We start from the raw sequence: 17,101 nt of genomic DNA on the forward strand, positions 1-17,101 counted from the left end.
CCGCTGAATGTGGAACCGCTTCCGGGGTCGTGGGTGCGCTCTCATGGCCGCTGAAGGCCGTTATCCCGTCGTGACAGGCCGGATCTTGTGTGTTTTCCGAGAGTCCCCTACCGTGGGTGTGGAATCGGTTCCCTACCCGGGGAGCCACGTGCATCAGGAACGCCCGAGCACTCAACGAGGAGGATTCACATGCGGATGTCCACGCGGCGCGTCATCGCGCCCATCGCCCTGATCGGCGCAGCCGGGATCGCGCTGGCCGGATGCAGCGGCGGACCGGGGTCGACCGGTGGCGGCGGCGCCAGCGGCGGATCCGACGACAACGTCGTCACCGTCTACGGCACGATCGCCGACACCGAGGCCGAACTCCTCGAGCAGTCCTGGAAGGACTGGGAGGACGAGAACGGCATCGACATCCAGTACGAGTCGTCGAAGGAGTTCGAGGCGCAGATCTCGGTGCGGGCGCAGGGAGGCAACGCGCCCGACCTCGCGATCTTCCCGCAGCCCGGACTCATGGCCGACATCGCCAACCGCGGCTACCTCAAGCCCGCCCCGGAAGCCGTCCAGAAGAACGTCGAGGAGGGCTGGACCGAGGACTGGGCCAACTACGCGACGGTCGACGGCACCCTCTACGGTGCGCCGCTGATGGCCAGCGTCAAGGGATGGATCTGGTACTCGCCGTCGATGTTCGCCGAGAAGGGCTACGAGGTCCCCACCGACTGGCAGGGCCTGCTCGACCTCTCCGCGAAGATGCAGGCCGACGCCGGCACTGCTCCGTGGTGCATCGGCTTCGGCTCGGATGCGGCCACCGGCTGGCCGGGCACCGACTGGATCGAAGACATCGTGCTGCGCCAGTCCGGCACCGAGGTCTACGACCAGTGGGTCGCCAACGAGGTGCCCTTCACCGACCCGGCCATCAAGAGCGCGTTCGACGAGTTCGGCAAGATCGCCCTCGACCCGGCGATGGTCAACGCCGGCTTCGGTGACGTCGCCTCGATCGTGACCACGCCGTTCGGCGACCCGGCCACGGCACTCGTCAACGGCCAGTGCTCGCTGCACCACCAGGCCTCGTTCTACGACGGCTTCATCACGGATGCCGGCGGCGACGTCGCCGAAGATGGCGACATCTGGGCCTTCCTCATGCCCCCCTACGAGGCGGGCGGTGAGAGCAGCGGCGACGTCGTCACCGGTGGTGGCGAGATCGTGGCGGCCTTCGACGACTCCGAGTCGACGCAGAAGGTGCAGGAGTACCTCTCCAGCGCCGACTGGGCCAACTCCCGCGTCGCCCTCGGCGGCGTCATCAGCGCCAACAAGGGCCTCGACCCCGAGAACGCGTCGAGCAACATCCTGAAGGAAGCCATCCGCATCCTGCAGGCCGACACCACGACGTTCCGCTTCGACGCCTCCGACCTCATGCCGGGCGCCGTGGGTGCGGGATCGTTCTTCAAGGGCATGATCGACTGGGTCAACGGCACACCGACCGACACCGTGCTCAGCCAGATCGAAGCCGGCTGGCCTTCCAGCTGACCTCGTCGTGAAGCGGGGCCGTCCGATCCGGACGGCCCCGCTTCCCCCACTGCGGCCGCGCCGCATCCGAGTCCACCGCAGCACTCGAAAGGCCCGTGCATGACCATCCAGAGCTTCTTCGTCTGGCTGGCGACCCTCAACCCGTTCCTGGAGATCGTCGTCATCGTCGCTCTCTTCCTCGCGGTCGTCGGCCTCATCCTCTTCTTCATCGAGATCGCGCCCCGCGAGGGCAAGGTCTACACGTGGATCCGACTCGCGGCCTGCGTCGTCGGGCCCGCGCTCGTGTTCATCGTGCTGGGTTCGTGGCTCGAGGCGGCCATCGCCGCCGGTGTGCTCGGCCTGCTGTTCTTCTTCCTCGACAAGCGCGCCAAGGGCGGCGCCGGGTCGATGTTCCAGCTCATCGGGTTCCTCACCCCGGCCCTGGCGCTCCTGCTGATCGGTCTGGTCGTGCCGACGATCCAGACGATCTTCCAGGCGTTCATGAACTCCCGCGGCACCGAGTTCGTCGGCTTCGACAACTTCGCGTGGATCTTCACGCAGCCCTCCAACGTGCGCGTCATCGTCAACACGATCATCTGGGTGCTCGTGGCCCCCATCGTCTCGACGATCGCCGGTCTCGCGTACGCCTACTTCATCGACAAGACCCGCGGCGAGAAGTACTACAAGATCCTGGTGTTCATGCCGATGGCGATCTCGTTCGTCGGCGCCTCGATCATCTGGCGCTTCATGTACACGGCCCGCCCCGAGGAGGTCGGCCAGATCGGCTTCCTCAACCAGGTGATCGTGTGGTTCGGCGGCGACCCGTACAACTTCCTCGCCGACGACCCGTGGAACACGCTGTGGCTCATCGTCGTGTTCATCTGGATCCAGACCGGTTTCGCGATGGTCGTGCTGTCGGCGGCGATCAAGGGCGTGCCGACCGAGCAGCTCGAGGCCGCGGAGCTCGACGGGACCAACGCGTGGCAGCGGTTCATGAACGTCGTCGTCCCCGGTATCCGCCCCGCACTCATCGTCGTGCTCACGACGATCTCGATCGGATCGCTCAAGGTGTTCGACATCGTGCGCACGATGACCGCCGGTGCGAACAACTCGTCGGTTCTCGCCAACGAGATGTACACGCAGTTCCGCAGCTTCGAGGCGGGGCGCTCGGCGGCGTTCGCCCTGATCCTGTTCGTGCTGGTCATGCCGATCGTCATCTACAACGCCGTGCAGCTGAAGAAGCAGAGGGAGGTCCGCTGATGACCGTCGCACCCGCAGCACTCGCCGTCGACGACCAGTCGGCCCGCCGCAGCAAGCGCGGCGAGAAGAAGATGATGGCGAACACGAAGAAGCGCCTCACCTCGCGGTGGGCCACCGCCGCCGCCCTCGTCATCGCCGCCGTCTGGACCGTGCCGACCTTCGGTCTGTTCCTCACGTCGTTCCGCCCGCCGGACCTGATCAACACCACGGGCTGGTGGACGATCTTCCAGAACTGGGGCTTCACGCTCGACAACTACGCGACGGCCCTGCAGACCGGCAACAGCCAGCTCGACATGGCGGGCGCCTTCATCAACTCGATCACCATCACGATCCCGGCCGTCGTGCTGCCGATCTCGGTCGCGCTGCTGGCCGCCTACGCGTTCGCCTGGATCGACTTCAAGGGCAAGAACATACTCTTCATCGGGGTGTTCGCGCTGCAGATCGTTCCGATCCAGATGGCGCTCATCCCACTGCTGCAGCTGTTTTCGCAGGGGACGATCTTCGGCTTCCCCGTCGTCGAGCCGTTCGGTTCGGCGGGGTACGCGCAGGTGTGGATCGCGCACACGATCTTCGGCCTGCCGCTGGTGATCTACCTGCTGCACAACTTCGTCTCCGAGATCCCCGCCGACGTCATCGAGGCGGCGCGGGTGGACGGCGCGGGCCATGGTCAGATCTTCTTCCGGATCATCCTGCCGCTGACCGCCCCGGCGATCGCCTCGGTCGCGATCTTCCAGTTCCTGTGGGTGTGGAACGACCTGCTCGTCGCGCTCATCTTCGCCGACGGCAACGTCGCGCCGATCACGAAGCTGCTCGCCGAGATGACGGGAAGCCGAGGCCAGGACTGGTACCTGCTCACCGCCGGAGCGTTCATCGCGCTCATCGTGCCGCTGATCGTGTTCCTGTCGCTGCAGCGCTTCTTCGTCCGAGGCCTGCTGGCGGGATCGACGAAGGGGTGACCCGCGCGGGCTGACCGACGATGCCGGCGGCGGGTGGGGTGTGACGCCCCGCCCGCCGTCGCCGTGCCCCTAGTCTGAGCGCATGGAGCAGACGGATGCCGCCCCGTCGGCGCAGACCGACCCCGATACGGGTCTGACCTCGGCGGAGGTCGCCGAGCGCGTCGCGGCCGGCGAGGTCGGCGCCTATCGCGGCGACACGAGCGGCGAACCGGTCTTCCGGCCCGTCCACCACGTCGGCTGACCGCATCCGCGTCGAGACCCGCTCTGCGCGCCGAGACCCGCGTCCACAACGGCGGTCTCGACGCGCGGGGCGGGGTCTCGACGACTCGACGCGCGGGTCAGGGGGTGCAGGAGAGCTGCGTCTGCAGCGAGCGCATGAGGTCGATCTCGGCGGACTGGGTCGCGATGACGCCGCTTGCCACGGCCAGGGCGCGCGGCTCGGAGCCGAGGTCGAGTAGCGCCTGCGCCATCGGGATCGCGCCCTCGTGGTGGCGGATCATGAGACCGAGGAACAGGCAGTCGCCGGGCGTCCCGGTCGTGCTCGCGAGTTCGGCGAGCTCGGCCGACGACGCCATGCCCATCTCGGTCATCAGCTCGTCCTCGGACGGCGTCGTCCCGGCGCCGCCATGGGCATGCTCGGTTCCGCTCATCCACGACATCAGCGGGCCACCGGCCTGCGGCAGCCCCCACTTCACGAGCCAGTCGTAGAACTCGCCCTTCTGGGCGGACTGGGTCGTGGCGATGTCGTAGGCGAGCACCCGGATGCGGGGGTCGTCGGTCGTGCGGTACACCTGCATCGCCATCTCGACCGCCTGCGCGTGGTGCACCTGCATGTCGCGGGCGAACCCGGCCTCCGCCGACGTGCTGAGCGGGGTCGCGGGGGTCTGCGCGAACGTCGAGAACCGGCCGATCGCGAACGCGACCCCCACCACCCCGACGGCCACCAGCAGCACCGCCCACCACGGGGGCAGTGCGCGGCCACGGGGCTGCGCGGGGGCCTCGTCCGCGGCGGTCACGACTGCTTGCCGGGCCCGTCGATCGCGCCGCTGCAGGTCGCGTTCGGCTCGGGCACGTTCTGGCTGCGCCAGTATTCCTCGAAGAACTCGGGGATGCGGGTGTCGGAGGCGTCGTCGAGCTGCAGCTGCGCGTTCCAGCCGCTCAGCACGATCGGGCTCGGCAGGCCCTCGTAGGGCGAGAGGACGACGTACGAGCTCGGCAGATGCGTCTTCAGCTCGGCGAGCTCATCGGCGGAGACGGCATCCGCGTCGTACGTGACCCAGATCGCGCCGTGCTCGAGGGAGTGGACGGCGTTCTCGTTCGTCTGCGGCTGGTCATACACGCCGCAGTTGAGCCAGTACTGGTTGTGCGGGCCGCCCGCGGGCGGGGTCTGGGCGTAGTCGACGGTGCCCTCGACGTGGGTCGTCTCGTTCGTGAACGTCTCGACCCCCTCGATCTCGGCTCCCGTGCTGTTCTGCGCCGTGTAACTCGCCGCGCGCGGCGTCAGCACGATCGAGGCGACCACGAGGCCGATGACGACGATCGCGGCGGTGGAGCCGACGATCCACCACATGAGCTTGCCGCGGCGGCGCTTGGCGAGCTGGCGTTGGTACTCGGCGAGCTTCTCCTGCTTCTGACGCTCGCGCTGCTGCTTGACGGTGAGGGTGATCTCGGCCTGCGTCGCGGGATTCCCGCTCGTGCGCTTGCCGGGGGAAGTCGGGGTCATGGTGAGTGATCTCGGCTCTCGGTGCGGGCCGCGTGAAGGGATGCGGCCTTTCCAGGGTAGGTGCGCGCATGCATCTGAATGGGTCCGCCGGCTGGGAGGACGCTATGATCTTGGTGGCCCTCGAATCGTTTCGGGCCCCTCTCGCCGGCTCTCTCGGCACCCTCCCCACCACGTCTGGACATCGTGCGCGACACTGCCTCCATCCGTCTTCCCGACACTTCCCGCACCGCCACGGGCGCCATCCGCACCCTCGGTGGGAACCCGGCCACAGCGCCGATCGTGCTGCACCCGGGCGACGCGATCCCCGCCCGCCGGCGCGTGCTGTACATCATCCTGCTCGGCGCGCTCACGGCGCTCGGACCGTTCACGATCGACCTGTACCTGCCCGCGTTCCCGCTGCTGCAGGAGGACTTCCAGACCACCGCCGCCGCGATCCAGCTGACCCTCACGGGCACGATGATCGGCTTCGCCCTCGGGCAGCTGATCGTCGGCCCGCTCAGCGACAAGGTCGGCCGTCGCGTGCCGCTGCTGGCGGTCACGGCGCTGCACGTCGCCGCGAGCATCGGCGCGGCCCTCGCCCCCGACCTGCTGCTGCTGAGCATCGCCCGCGTGCTCATGGGCATCGGTGCCGCGGCCGGTGGCGTCGTGGCGATGGCGATCGTCCGCGACCTCTTCGGCGGACGTCGCCTCGTCGTCATGCTCAGCCGGCTGGCGCTCGTGTCGGGCGTCGCCCCCGTGCTCGCCCCGCTCGTCGGCTCGGCGCTGCTTGTGGTCATGCCGTGGCGCGGCATCTTCGTCGTGCTCGCCGTCTACGGCGCGGTCATGCTCGTCTCGGCGATCGTGTTCGTGCCCGAGACGCTGCCGCGCGAGCGCCGGCAGGAGAAGGGCACCACGACGGTGCTGCAGCGCTACAAGAACGTGCTGTCGGACCGTGTCTTCATCGGTGTGCTCATCATCGGGGGCATGACGTTCTCGGGATTGTTCTCGTACCTGTCGAGCTCGTCGTTCCTGTTCCAGGAGTCGTACGGGTTCAGCGCGCAGGAGTACGGCGTGCTGTTCGCGGTCAACTCGCTCGGCGTCGTGCTCGGCGTGCAGACCGCCTCGCGGCTGGCCGCACGTTTCGGTCCGCAGTGGGTCATGGCGTTCTCGACCGCGACGCTCGTCGTCGCGGCCACCGCGATCGTCGTCACCGACCAGCTGGGACTGGGCCTGTGGGGCACGATCGTGCCGCTGTTCGTGTTCATCACGGCGTGCGGGTTCACGTTCCCGTGCGTGCAGGTGCTCGCCCTCGACCGTCACGGCAAGGCGGCCGGCACGGCGGCCTCCCTCATCGGCGCGTGCAACTTCGGCGTCGCCGGCATCGTCAACCCCGTCGTCGGCTGGGTCTCGCAGGAATCCGGCATCACGGCGACCACGATGGCCGCCGTCATGGCCGGCTGCGCGGTGATCGCGGTGCTGTCCCTGTGGTTCGTCGTGCGCCCGCGCACGGTGGAGCGCCTCGCCCCGTGATCGCTCCCGGAGCCGCGCGGTACGGATGCGGTGGACTGTTGCGCTCCCGCGGCGTCGGGGCGGATCGGGCAGAATGACCGGATGACGTCCGCCCCGCGCCACACCGACCTCGAAGTCACCGTCGCGCTGCGGTGGGCCGTGGTCGGCGCGGTGCTGCTTCTCGTGGGCGTCGTGCTGGGCGTCGTGCTCGAGGCGGGCGACACCGACCTGCTCGACGCCGACCAGGTGTGGAACACGTTCGTCGGCTCGTTCGCCCCCGGTCTGCTGCCGCTGTCGATGGTCATGAACGTCGTGGGCGCGGGGGTGATCGCGACCTACCTCGTGCCGCTCGGCGGGGCGCTGCTGCTCGTGCTCGTACGACGTCCGTGGGGTGCGCTGTACTTCCTCACCGCGACCGCGGTCAGCGCCGGCACGGTGCAGGTGCTCAAGGCGATCTTCGGGCGGGTACGGCCGGAGGAGATGCTCGTCATCTCGGACCACGGGTCGTTCCCGTCGGGGCACACCGCCAACGCGGCCACTCTCGCGGTCGTGGCCGTCATCGTGTTCCCGCGCCTGTGGGTGGCGATCGTCGGCTTCGGCTGGGTCTTGCTCATGGGGTTCAGCCGCACGCAGGTGCACGCCCACTGGTTGACCGACACCGTCGGCGGCGCGATCATCGGCGCGGGCGTCGCACTTCTCGTCGCCGCCGCCTACGGTCTCCCGCTGCAACGCGAGTGGACGCGCCCGCTGGGGTTCGCGGCAGCATCCGCGAGATGACGCAGAACGCTGCCGGGATGCCGTCCGGGCAGCATCTCGTGTGATCTCGGCGACGGCTGGCTAGGCTGACGCGCATGAGCGCCGGAGAGCCGACCGATCCTGCTGTTGCCGAAGCGGAGCTCGCCCGCCTGCGCGCCGAGGCGGAGGCCGCCGAGGCTGCTCTGAAGCTCGTGCAGGCCAAGGCCGCGCTCGCCGCAGCCGAGGCGGCCGCGGCGACGGCGCGGGCGGCGGACGCCCCTGCGGTGCCGGCATCCACCCCGGCGGCACCGGTGGTCGACGCCCCCACCGCTTCGGCCGCGCCCCCCGCGCCGCTGGACGCCGACGAGGTCGCGGCCGTCCGCGCGGGCTACACGTTCGAGGGCGCCACCCTCGACCTCGGGGCGCTCATGAACGGCGAGCCCGACGCCTCCGCGCAGGTGCGGATCCCGCTCGGGATGCTGAACCGCCACGGCCTGGTCGCCGGCGCGACGGGAACGGGCAAGACCCGCACTCTGCAGGGACTCGCCGAGCAGATCGCCGCCGCCGGCGTCCCCGTGTTCGCGGCCGACATCAAGGGCGACCTGTCGGGGATGGCGACTCCCGGCGCCTCGAGCGAAAAGCTGCTCGCCCGCACCGCGGCGATCGGACAGGACTGGATGCCGGCGGCATCCGCGGTCGAGTACTTCGCGCTCGGCGGCATCGGCAAGGGCGTGCCGGTGCGGGCGACCGTGTCGGGGTTCGGGCCGCTGCTGCTGAGCAAGGTGCTGGGGCTGAACGCGACGCAGGAATCCAGCCTCGGCCTCGTGTTCCACTACGCCGACGCGCATGGCCTCGCCCTCGTCGACCTGTCGGATCTGCGCGCCGTGCTCACCTACCTCACGAGCGACGACGGGAAGGCGGAACTGAAAGAGCTCGGCGGCCTGTCGGCGGCCACCGCCGGGGTGATCCTGCGCGAGCTCATCACGTTCGCCGACGGCGGCGCCGACGTGTTCTTCGGTGAACCCGAGTTCGAGGTCGCCGACTTCCTGCGGACGGCATCCGACGGTCGGGGCATCGTGAGTCTGCTGGAGGTGCCGGGCATCGCCGACAAGCCGGCCCTGTTCTCGACCTTCCTCATGTACCTGCTCGCGGAGCTTTTCGAGATGCTCCCCGAGGTGGGCGACCCCGACAAGCCGAAGCTCGTGTTCTTCTTCGACGAGGCGCACCTGCTGTTCCGCGACGCGTCGAAGGACTTCCTCGCCGCGATCGTGCAGACCGTCCGCCTCATCCGCTCGAAGGGCGTCGGCGTGTTCTTCGTCACGCAGACGCCGAAGGACGTGCCCTCCGACGTTCTCGCGCAGCTCGGCTCGCGGGTGCAGCACGCGCTCCGTGCGTTCACGCCCGACGACGCGAAGGCGCTGCGCGCCACGGTCGGCACCTACCCGAAGAGCGGGTACGACCTCGAGCGCACCCTGCAGGAGCTCGGCACCGGCGAGGCGATCGTCACCGTCATGAGCGAACGCGGCTCGCCGACGCCCGTCGCCTGGACGCGCCTGCGCGCGCCGCAGGGTCTCATGTCGCCGACCCCGGATGCGGCCATCGACGCCGCCGTGGCGGCATCCGCCCTGCTGCCCCGCTACGGCACCCCGGTCGATCGGGAGTCGGCGCGGGAGATCCTCACCGCCAAAATGAACGCGGCCGCCGCGGCGGAGGAAGCGGCGGATGCGGCTGCCGAGCAGGCGAAGGTCGACGCGGAGTACGCGAAGCAGCAGGCCGCGGTGCGCACGCAGGCCGAGGCAGCCGAGAAGGCACGGCAGAAGGAGTACGACCGGCTGATGAAGGCGACCTCGGGACGCACCCGCACGAGCCGGGCGAGCACGAAGAGCCCGCTCGAGCAGGTGCTGAACTCGAAGGCGACGCAGTCGATCCTGACGTCCGTCATCCGCGGGGTCTTCGGCACCGGCCGCCGCTGACCCGCGCGTTCGGCGGGAGCCCGTAGCCGCGCCGGGGCTCGGATGCAACCACCTGGGCGCGGGCGGGCGCGCGGCGTAGCGTTGCGGGCATGACCGACACGTCACCGCTGTCCGCCCCCACCGGGCGGGAGCCCGCGCTGCGGGCCTCCCCGCGCGCCGACGGCACGGCGCCGCGCGCCCTCGTGCTCGGCGGCACGGGCTACGTCGGCGGACGCCTGGTGCCGCGCCTGCTCGCCGCCGGCTACCGCGTGCGCGTGCTCGTGCGCGACCCGACACGACTGGGCGCATTCACGTGGGGCGACGACGTCGAGGTCGTCGCGGGGTCGGCGACCGACACCGCCGCGCTCGCCGACGCCGTCCCGGACGTCGACGTGCTGTACTACCTCATCCACTCGATGGGCGGCGGCAGGGACTTCGAGGACGCCGACCTCGCCGCCGCGCGCGCCGTCGCCGGTGCGGCGGCCGCGGCATCCGTCGGCCGGGTCGTGTACCTGTCGGGCCTGCATCCGGAGGGGGAGGAGCTCAGCCCCCACTTGCGCTCGCGGGTCGCCGTGGGTGAGGAGTTCCTGCGCAGCGGCGTGCCGACGACCGTGCTGCAGGCGGGCGTCGTGATCGGGTCGGGGTCGGCGTCGTTCGAGATGATCCGCCACCTCACCGACGTGCTGCCGTACATGCCCGCGCCGAAATGGGTGCGCAACCGCATCCAGCCGATCGCCGTGCGCGACGTGCTGCACTACCTGCTCGGCGCGGCGCGGATCGAGCCGGCACCGAACCGCACGTTCGACATCGGCGGACCCGACGTGCTGCGCTACGGACAGATGATGAACGGCTACGCCGTCGAGGCGGGGCTGCCGCAGCGTGCGATCGCGGCGCTGCCGGTGCTGACACCGGGCCTCGCGTCGCACTGGGTGAATCTCGTCACCCCGGTGCCGCGGTCGATCGCCCGGCCGCTCATCGCCTCGCTGCAGCACGAGTGCGTCGCCCACGAGCACGACATCGACGCGCTCGTGCCGCCGCCCGAGGGCGGACTGACGCCGTACCGACGCGCGGTCGCCCTCGCCCTCGGCCGCGTGCGCGCCGACGAGGTCGAGACGAGCTGGCTCGATGCCGAGGTCAGCGGTGTGCCGTCCGACCCGCTCCCGAGCGACCCGGACTGGGCGGGCCGCACCGTGTTCACCGACCTGCGCACGGCGCAGACGACCGCATCCGCGGACCGGCTGTGGGAGGTCATCGCGGGAATCGGCGGCGAGAACGGCTGGTACTCGTCGCCGCTGCTGTGGGCGGCGCGCGGCTGGATGGACCGGCTCGTCGGCGGTGTGGGCCTGCGTCGCGGCCGCCGCAGCCGCACGCGCATCGCGCCCGGCGACGCGATCGACTTCTGGCGGGTCGAGAGCGTCGAGCCGGGGTCGCTGCTGCGGCTGCGCGCCGAGATGAAGGTGCCGGGACTGGCCTGGCTCGACCTGCGCTGCGCCCCTGAGGGCGCTGGTGCCCGCTACGAGCAGCGGGCCGTGTTCTTCCCGAGCGGGCTCGCCGGGCGGCTGTACTGGCTCGCCGTGCTGCCCTTCCACGGCTTCATCTTCCGCGGCATGGCCAACCGGATCACCGCCGCCGCCGAGGCCGACCCGGCCGCCTGAGGGTCGCTCGCCGCCGAACCCTCGGCTTCGGGCCGAACCCTCGGTCCTGGGTCGCCCTGAAGCGAAGGGTTCGGCTCAGGACCGAGGGTTCGGCGGCGGCCGCTATGCGGGCGCGGCGCGGGGCGCGCGGACGCGAGAGAATGGGGCGTGCCTGAGATCCGCCCCTTCCGTCCTGGCGACGAGCCCGCGCTCGCCGACATCTGCCTGCGCACCGCCGACGCCGGCGCCGACGCGACGGGAGTGCTCGCCGACGACGACCTGTGGGCCGAGCTGTTCGCCCTGCCGTACGCGGCGCGCCATCCGGAGTACGCGTTCGTGGTCGCGGGCGACGACGACGTGCCGCTCGGCTACGTGCTCGGCGTGCCCGACACCGACGCCTTCAACGCCTGGTTCGCGGCGCAGTGGTGGCCGCGCTTCGACGCGCGCTGGCCGCGTCCGGATGCCGGCTCCACGCAGCGGCAGGACGTCATCGTCGGCATCGGCCACGGTCGCGGTGAGACCCCCGACCCGTACGCCGCGACACACCCGGCGCACCTGCACATCGATCTGCTGCCGCAGCTGCAGGGACAGGGGTGGGGGCGTCGCCTCATCGACACGCTCACCGACGCGCTGCGCCGTGACGGGGTGCCCGGCGTGCACCTCGTCGCCGACGCCCGCAACACCGCCGCGGTCGCGTTCTACGAGCGCCTCGGCTTCACCCGGCTGCCCTCCGACGACGGCGTCGTCGCCCTGGGGATAACCCTCGACGACGGCGCGCCGACGTGAGCACCGCATCGGTGCGCGCCGCGGTCGTCACCGTGTCCGATCGCAGCGCCGCGGGCCTGCGCGAGGACCGCAGCGGACCCCTCGCCGTCGCCGCGCTCCGCGGGGCCGGATTCGCCTGCGCGGATGCCGCGATCGTCGCCGACGGCGCGGATGCGGTCGAGTCGGCGCTGCGGGAGGCGCTCGCCTCCGGCGCGCGCGTGATCGTCACGACCGGCGGCACCGGGGTGGCGCCCCGTGACCGCACCCCGGAGGGGACCCGGCGGGTGCTCGAGCGGGAGCTGCCCGGCATCGCCGAGGAGCTGCGCCGCCGCGGAGCCGCGGCCAAACCCGTGGCGCTGCTGTCGCGGGGGATCGCCGGCGTCGCCGGGGCCGCGCTGATCGTCAACCTGCCCGGCTCGACCGGCGGGGTCACCGACGGGATGCCGCTGGTCGTCGCCGTCGCCGGCCACGTGCTCGACCAGCTCGACGGTGCAGACCACTGATGGGAGGCCACTGATGCGCGAGGTGCGGATCGCCCGGATCAGCGCGGAGCCACTCGATGTCGCCGCCCACCTCGCCGCCGTGGAGGGGCCCGGCGTCGGCGCGGTGACGAGCTTCGTCGGCACCGTGCGCGACCACGACCCGGATGCCGCGGCATCCGTCGTCGCGCTGGAGTACTCCGCGCATCCCGACGCCGAGGCGACCCTGCACGACATCGCCCTGTCCACGATCGGCGAGGCGGCGGCCGTCGTGGCGATCAGCCACCGCGTGGGCCGTCTCGAGGTGGGGGAGGCGGCCGTCGTCATCGCGGTCGGCACGGCCCACCGCGACGAGGCGTTCACCATCTGCCGCGACCTCATCGAGACGGTCAAGCGCGAGCTGCCGGTGTGGAAGCGTCAGCACGCCGCCGACGGTACGGCCGCGTGGAAGGGCATCGGCGGCTGATCCCGGTCCGCACCGTCGCGGGCGGGGCCCTGCCGGGCCGGGTGCGTCAGCCCCCGGCGAACGGCGGCAGCACGTCGACGAGCGTGTCGGATGCGAGCGGGGCGGCGTCGGCGGTGCGTCGCCCGTCGACGAGCACGGCGCAGCGGGGCAGGATGTCGCCGAGCGATGGGTACTCCGCGGCCAGCGCCGTGCGGAGCGCGCCGAGGTCGGGCTCGACGCGCTGCTCCTCGGCGCGGCCGGCAAACTCCTCCGCGGCGGCGAAGTAGCGAACCCGGGCCATCAGGGCGCGCCCTCCCACGACGCGGCGCGGGCCGTGATCGCCGCGACGGCTGCGGCGACGTCGTCGGCGGAGCCGCCCGCGCGTCCGGCGGCGAGGCCGGCCGCGAACGCGCTCAGCGGTGCCGCGGGACGGGCCACGCCGGTCGCGACGTCGCGCGCGAGATCGAGGATGAGGGCGACCGGCAGGTCGTCGGGCAGCCCCAACTCCGCCTTCAGGGCGGCTGCCCACTCGTCCAGGGCCTCGGGGGGCAGGGTGCGCTCGCTCATGATGCCGGTTCCTCCGTTCGGCGCGCTCGCGCCAGATCGTCCCACGTGTCGATGTCGGCGGTCTCGTCGTCGGGTGCGGCGATGACGGCCACGGCGAGGTCGTCGAGCAGGGTCCGCATCGCGGCGTCGCGCCCGGCGTCCGGCAGCGCGGCCGCCGCGCGCCGCAGCGCCGCGGTGCGGTACGCCCCGATGAGCCACTGCGGCCGCGACGAGCCGGTGCCCAGGCACACGCCCTCGGTGTCGGCGGGGAAGAGCGGCACGTCGTTCTCGAGGCGGGTGACGGCGGCGGCGACCCCGGGCAGGTCGCACGCGAGCACGTAGGTCCACTCCGGATCGCCGGCGGGATCGGTGGCCGCGAGGGCGGCGACGACCGCGGCGGCCGGGCCCGTGAAGGGCGGATCCTCGCGCGTCCAGATGACGCCGGTGACGGCATCCGTCGGCTCGCCCACCGCGACGACGGGGAAACAGCCCGACACCGCTTCCCGCGCGCGCTGCAGCAGCGTGCCGCCGCCGAGGTCGATCCCCGGCTTGTCGGCGCCGTCCATCCGCGACCCGCGGCCGCCGGCGAGCAGGATCGCCCCGGTCACTCGGGGCGCGTCCAATCGCCCGACTTGCCGCCGGTCTTCGCGGTGATGCGCACGTTCTCGATCGACGTCGCCTTGTCGAGCGCCTTGACCATGTCGACGATCGCGAGCGCCGCGACCGACACGGCGGTGAGGGCCTCCATCTCGACGCCGGTGCGATCGGCGGTGCGCACGGTCGCGGTGATCTCCACCCCGTCGTCGGTGACGGCCAGGTCGACGACGGCGCCGTGGACGCCGATGACATGGGCGAGAGGGAGCAGCTCGGGGGTGCGCTTGGCCGCCTGGATGCCCGCGATCCGCGCGACGGCGAGCACGTCACCCTTGGGCACCGCGCCGTCACGCAGGGCCGCGACGACCGCGGGGGCGCACCGCACGAAGCCGGCGGCCGTCGCGGCGCGCACGGTGGGCTGCTTCTCGGTCACGTCGACCATGCGGGCGTGTCCGGCGGCGTCGAGGTGGGTGAAGCTCATGCGCCCCATCCTTCCAGCAGCACGACGTCCACGAGGTCGCCGGGCGCGACCGCCTCCGTCTCGGCGGGGACGATCGCGAGGGCGTGCGCGCGGCCGAGGCCGCCGGCCAGATGCGATCCCGAGCCGCCGGCGGTGGCGGGGCGCACCGTCAGCGCGTCGTCGACGACGGCGGGGAGGTACTGGCGGCGCCCCGGCGGGGTGCGCCAGCCGACCGCGGCGGGTACCCGCAGCACCGGGCGCTGCACGCGCGCGCGTCCCTGCATGCGCAGCAGGGCGGGGCGCACGAACACCTCGAACGAGACCGCCGCGCTCACCGGGTTGCCCGGCAATCCGAACAGCAGCGTGCCGTCGGGCAGCACCCCGAAGCCCTGGGGTTTGCCGGGCTGCATGGCGACGCGGCTGAACGTCATCGTGCCGGCCAGTTCGATGCGGACGACCTCGAACGCGCCCGCGCTCACCCCGCCGGAGAACACGACCATGTCGGGCCGCCGTTCGGGCGCGCCGCCGGTGAGGCCCGCGAGCGCGTCGCGCAGGGCGCCGCCCTCGTCGTCGACGCTGAGGCGGGCGACGACCTCGCCCCCGGCGTCGGCGACGAGCCCGGCCAGCAGGATGCCGTTGGACTCCGGGATCTGGCCGCGCCGCAGCGGGGCGCCCGCGGCGACGAGTTCACTGCCCGTGGAGATGACGGCCACCCGCGGTCGGCGCGCGACGACGACGTCGGCGACGCCGGCCGCCGCGACGGCGGCGACCTGGAACGCGTCCAGCCGGACGCCGGGCGCGAGCACGACGTCGCCGGCACGCAGGTCGTCGCCCGCCCGCCGGATGTGCGCCCCCACGCCGTTCGGCGCCTCCCGCACGGTCACCGTGGTCAGCGAATCGGCGAGACCGCCGACCGTCGCCTCGAACGGCACGATGGCGTCGGCGTCGGCGGGGACCGGCGCGCCGGTCATGATCCGCGCCGCCTCCCCGGGCCGCAGAGGGGGGTCGTCCGCGCTGCCGGCGGGGAGGTCGGCGACCACGCGGAGTGCGACCGGTGCGTCGGGGCGGGCGCCGGCGACGTCGGCGTGACGCACGGCGAACCCGTCCATCGCGGAGTTGTCGAACACCGGGATGTCGACGGCGGCGCGCACCGGCTCGCGCAGCGTGGCGCCGAGGGCGTCGGCCGCCGGCATCCGCACCGCGTCGAGGGGACGGACGGCGGCGAGCACGTCGGCCAGTTGCTCCTCGACCGTGCGGAGGTCGCCGGGCACGCTCAGCCCTGCGTCCAGGCGGCGAGACCGCCCGCGAGGATCGATGCGTCGACGCCGCGGGCGCGCAGCGCCATGGCGGCGTGACGGGCGCGTACGCCGTGGGCGCAGATCACGACGACGGGCTCGTCGTCACCGAGCTGCCCCGGGTCGGCGAGGAACTCCTGCAGCGGCACGACGACCGACCCCGCGACGATGCCGGACTGCGTCTCCCACGGCTCGCGCACGTCGAGCAGGGTCGCACCCGCCTCCTGCGCTTCGAGCATCTGGGCCACCGTCAGCTCGGCGATGAGCGTCGGGCGGGGTGCGGATGCGGCGGCGGGCGGCGCGGAGGGCGGTGAAGTGGGCGCAGCGGTCACGGCGTGCGGGGCGGGCGCGGCGGGCACCGCATCCGCGGCGCCGCGCAGCGGAACCTCGCGCTGGGTCCCGCGCAGGGCGTCGATGACGAGGACACGTCCGAGCAGGGACTCGCCGATGCCGGCGATGAGCTTGATCGCCTCGACCGCGAGAAGGCCCCCCACCTGCAGGCACAGCGCGCCGAGCACCCCGACGGCGGCGCACGAGGGTGGCTCGCCGGCGGTCGCCGGGTCGTGCAGATCGGCCAGGCGCACGGGGGCGTGACCGGTCGGAGGCGCCGACCAGAACACCGTCACCTGGGCGTGGAACTCCTGGACGACGCCCCACACGACCGGCAGGCCGAGCTCCTCGGCGGCCGCCGCGACGTCGGCGCGGGTGGCAAGGGTGTCGCTCGTGTCGACGACGAGATCGGCGCCGGTGAGAATGCGTGCGGCGGATGCCGCATCCAGCCGCTCCCGCACGGTGACGACGCGGGTCTCGGGGGACAGGTCCGCCGAGGCGCGGACGGCCGAGTCGACTTTGTCGGCGCCGATGTCGGCGTGACGGTGCAGCACCTGGCGCTGCAGGTTGGCGGCCTCCACGACGTCGTCGTCGATGACCGTGAGCGTGCCGACACCTGCGGCCGCGAGGGCGAGCACGACGGGGGAGCCGAGTCCGCCCGCACCGACGATCGCGACGTGCGCCGCAGCGAGACGGCGCTGGCCGACCTCACCCAATCCGGACAGGGACGCGTGACGCGCGGTGCGCCGGAGCTCGGCGTCGCTGAGCGTGGCGACGGGGTCGACGAGGGGAGGCAGGGGCACGCCGCCAGGCTACCCCGGCTCCGGGGAGCGAGGTCCGGCCGCGGCGCCCAGGGCCGCGTGCCGAGGCGAGGGTGATTCCGCAGATGCGGTGTATTCGGGACCCTTCTGCCGAGAAGGCGGTGATAGATTCGCC

19 protein-coding genes are annotated in these 17,101 nt (G+C 72.2%); 11 read left to right on the top strand and 8 right to left on the bottom strand.

Annotated elements, in window-relative coordinates; translation table 11 throughout:
• Positions 1–189 precede the first annotated feature (189 nt).
• The 4 genes from C7474_RS04330 (at position 190) to C7474_RS14990 (ending at position 3,960) form a co-directional block, all read left to right on the top strand.
• Entirely contained in the window at positions 190–1,524 is a 1,335-nt protein-coding gene (locus C7474_RS04330) for an ABC transporter substrate-binding protein (RefSeq protein WP_121057687.1), read from the top strand.
• 99 nt (positions 1,525–1,623) lie between these two features.
• Positions 1,624–2,763, top strand: coding sequence for a carbohydrate ABC transporter permease (locus C7474_RS04335; RefSeq protein ID WP_241965090.1), 1,140 nt, complete (start codon positions 1,624–1,626; stop codon positions 2,761–2,763).
• A complete protein-coding gene (locus C7474_RS04340) occupies positions 2,763–3,719 on the top strand; it encodes a carbohydrate ABC transporter permease (RefSeq protein WP_121057688.1) in 957 nt (318 codons plus the stop codon). The genes C7474_RS04335 and C7474_RS04340 overlap by 1 nt, the downstream gene beginning before the upstream one ends.
• Positions 3,720–3,801: 82 nt before the next feature.
• The gene (locus tag C7474_RS14990) at positions 3,802–3,960 is read left to right on the top strand and encodes a hypothetical protein (RefSeq protein WP_158597300.1); all 159 of its coding nucleotides are present in this window, start codon (positions 3,802–3,804) and stop codon (positions 3,958–3,960) included.
• A 97-nt stretch (positions 3,961–4,057) separates the two neighbouring features.
• Here C7474_RS14990 and C7474_RS04345 read toward each other — a convergent pair whose 3' ends face one another.
• Together C7474_RS04345 and C7474_RS04350 are read right to left on the bottom strand one after the other, a co-directional pair.
• Positions 4,058–4,735 carry a DUF305 domain-containing protein gene (locus C7474_RS04345; RefSeq protein ID WP_121057689.1) on the bottom strand — a complete coding sequence of 226 codons (678 nt, stop codon included), beginning with the start codon at positions 4,733–4,735 and terminating at the stop codon, positions 4,058–4,060.
• The gene (locus tag C7474_RS04350) at positions 4,732–5,442 is read right to left on the bottom strand and encodes a DUF3105 domain-containing protein (RefSeq protein ID WP_121057690.1); all 711 of its coding nucleotides are present in this window, start codon (positions 5,440–5,442) and stop codon (positions 4,732–4,734) included. Before C7474_RS04350 ends, C7474_RS04345 begins: the two co-directional genes overlap by 4 nt.
• Before the next feature lie 183 nt (positions 5,443–5,625).
• Between C7474_RS04350 and C7474_RS04355 the strand changes: the two genes are divergently transcribed.
• The 7 genes from C7474_RS04355 to C7474_RS04385 all read left to right on the top strand — a co-directional run bounded on the left by C7474_RS04355 (position 5,626) and on the right by C7474_RS04385 (position 12,961).
• Complete coding sequence (locus C7474_RS04355; protein ID WP_121057691.1) at positions 5,626–6,951, top strand: multidrug effflux MFS transporter; 1,326 nt, start codon at positions 5,626–5,628, stop codon at positions 6,949–6,951.
• Between the two features lie 81 nt (positions 6,952–7,032).
• The gene (locus C7474_RS04360; protein ID WP_121057692.1) at positions 7,033–7,707 is read left to right on the top strand and encodes a phosphatase PAP2 family protein; all 675 of its coding nucleotides are present in this window, start codon (positions 7,033–7,035) and stop codon (positions 7,705–7,707) included.
• Positions 7,708–7,781: 74 nt separating this feature from the next.
• Positions 7,782–9,638 (top strand): helicase HerA-like domain-containing protein, encoded by a 1,857-nt coding sequence (locus tag C7474_RS04365; protein WP_121057693.1) that lies wholly within the window; start codon positions 7,782–7,784, stop codon positions 9,636–9,638.
• Between the two features lie 89 nt (positions 9,639–9,727).
• Positions 9,728–11,272, top strand: coding sequence for an SDR family oxidoreductase (locus C7474_RS04370; RefSeq protein WP_121057694.1), 1,545 nt, complete (start codon positions 9,728–9,730; stop codon positions 11,270–11,272).
• A 147-nt stretch (positions 11,273–11,419) separates the two neighbouring features.
• Complete coding sequence (locus C7474_RS04375) at positions 11,420–12,037, top strand: GNAT family N-acetyltransferase (protein WP_121057695.1); 618 nt, start codon at positions 11,420–11,422, stop codon at positions 12,035–12,037.
• Positions 12,034–12,519 carry a MogA/MoaB family molybdenum cofactor biosynthesis protein gene (locus C7474_RS04380; RefSeq protein WP_121057696.1) on the top strand — a complete coding sequence of 162 codons (486 nt, stop codon included), beginning with the start codon at positions 12,034–12,036 and terminating at the stop codon, positions 12,517–12,519. The genes C7474_RS04375 and C7474_RS04380 overlap by 4 nt, the downstream gene beginning before the upstream one ends.
• Before the next feature lie 13 nt (positions 12,520–12,532).
• Entirely contained in the window at positions 12,533–12,961 is a 429-nt protein-coding gene (locus C7474_RS04385; protein WP_121057697.1) for a molybdenum cofactor biosynthesis protein MoaE, read from the top strand.
• Between the two features lie 46 nt (positions 12,962–13,007).
• Here the strand turns inward: C7474_RS04385 and C7474_RS04390 are convergent, their stop codons facing one another.
• Genes C7474_RS04390 through C7474_RS04415 form a run of 6 tightly spaced genes read right to left on the bottom strand, consistent with a single transcriptional unit; the run spans position 13,008 to position 16,968 of the window.
• On the bottom strand, positions 13,008–13,241 hold the full coding sequence (locus C7474_RS04390) for a MoaD/ThiS family protein (RefSeq protein WP_121057698.1): 234 nt from the start codon (positions 13,239–13,241) through the stop codon (positions 13,008–13,010).
• Complete coding sequence (locus tag C7474_RS04395) at positions 13,241–13,507, bottom strand: DUF6457 domain-containing protein (protein ID WP_121057699.1); 267 nt, start codon at positions 13,505–13,507, stop codon at positions 13,241–13,243. Before C7474_RS04395 ends, C7474_RS04390 begins: the two co-directional genes overlap by 1 nt.
• A complete protein-coding gene (gene mobA, locus C7474_RS04400) occupies positions 13,504–14,094 on the bottom strand; it encodes a molybdenum cofactor guanylyltransferase (protein ID WP_241965091.1) in 591 nt (196 codons plus the stop codon). Before mobA ends, C7474_RS04395 begins: the two co-directional genes overlap by 4 nt.
• Positions 14,091–14,561 carry a cyclic pyranopterin monophosphate synthase MoaC gene (gene moaC / locus C7474_RS04405; RefSeq protein ID WP_121057700.1) on the bottom strand — a complete coding sequence of 157 codons (471 nt, stop codon included), beginning with the start codon at positions 14,559–14,561 and terminating at the stop codon, positions 14,091–14,093. The genes mobA and moaC overlap by 4 nt, the downstream gene beginning before the upstream one ends.
• Positions 14,558–15,817 carry a molybdopterin molybdotransferase MoeA gene (locus C7474_RS04410; protein WP_422385780.1) on the bottom strand — a complete coding sequence of 420 codons (1,260 nt, stop codon included), beginning with the start codon at positions 15,815–15,817 and terminating at the stop codon, positions 14,558–14,560. Before C7474_RS04410 ends, moaC begins: the two co-directional genes overlap by 4 nt.
• Complete coding sequence (locus tag C7474_RS04415; protein ID WP_241965093.1) at positions 15,814–16,968, bottom strand: ThiF family adenylyltransferase; 1,155 nt, start codon at positions 16,966–16,968, stop codon at positions 15,814–15,816. The genes C7474_RS04410 and C7474_RS04415 overlap by 4 nt, the downstream gene beginning before the upstream one ends.
• Positions 16,969–17,101: the final 133 nt, after the last annotated feature.

This window comes from Microbacterium telephonicum (genome assembly GCF_003651225.1).
Classification (GTDB): domain Bacteria; phylum Actinomycetota; class Actinomycetes; order Actinomycetales; family Microbacteriaceae; genus Microbacterium; species Microbacterium telephonicum.

Coding starts and splice junctions, on each gene's coding strand:
- C7474_RS04330 (WP_121057687.1), top strand. CDS start 190: ATGCGGATGTCCACGCGGCGCGTCATCGCGCCCATCGCCCTGATCGGC.
- C7474_RS04335 (WP_241965090.1), top strand. CDS start 1,624: ATGACCATCCAGAGCTTCTTCGTCTGGCTGGCGACCCTCAACCCGTTC.
- C7474_RS04340 (WP_121057688.1), top strand. CDS start 2,763: ATGACCGTCGCACCCGCAGCACTCGCCGTCGACGACCAGTCGGCCCGC.
- C7474_RS14990 (WP_158597300.1), top strand. CDS start 3,802: ATGGAGCAGACGGATGCCGCCCCGTCGGCGCAGACCGACCCCGATACG.
- C7474_RS04350 (WP_121057690.1), bottom strand. CDS start 5,442: ATGACCCCGACTTCCCCCGGCAAGCGCACGAGCGGGAATCCCGCGACG.
- C7474_RS04360 (WP_121057692.1), top strand. CDS start 7,033: ATGACGTCCGCCCCGCGCCACACCGACCTCGAAGTCACCGTCGCGCTG.
- C7474_RS04365 (WP_121057693.1), top strand. CDS start 7,782: ATGAGCGCCGGAGAGCCGACCGATCCTGCTGTTGCCGAAGCGGAGCTC.
- C7474_RS04370 (WP_121057694.1), top strand. CDS start 9,728: ATGACCGACACGTCACCGCTGTCCGCCCCCACCGGGCGGGAGCCCGCG.
- C7474_RS04385 (WP_121057697.1), top strand. CDS start 12,533: ATGCGCGAGGTGCGGATCGCCCGGATCAGCGCGGAGCCACTCGATGTC.
- C7474_RS04390 (WP_121057698.1), bottom strand. CDS start 13,241: ATGGCCCGGGTTCGCTACTTCGCCGCCGCGGAGGAGTTTGCCGGCCGC.
- C7474_RS04395 (WP_121057699.1), bottom strand. CDS start 13,507: ATGAGCGAGCGCACCCTGCCCCCCGAGGCCCTGGACGAGTGGGCAGCC.
- moaC (WP_121057700.1), bottom strand. CDS start 14,561: ATGAGCTTCACCCACCTCGACGCCGCCGGACACGCCCGCATGGTCGAC.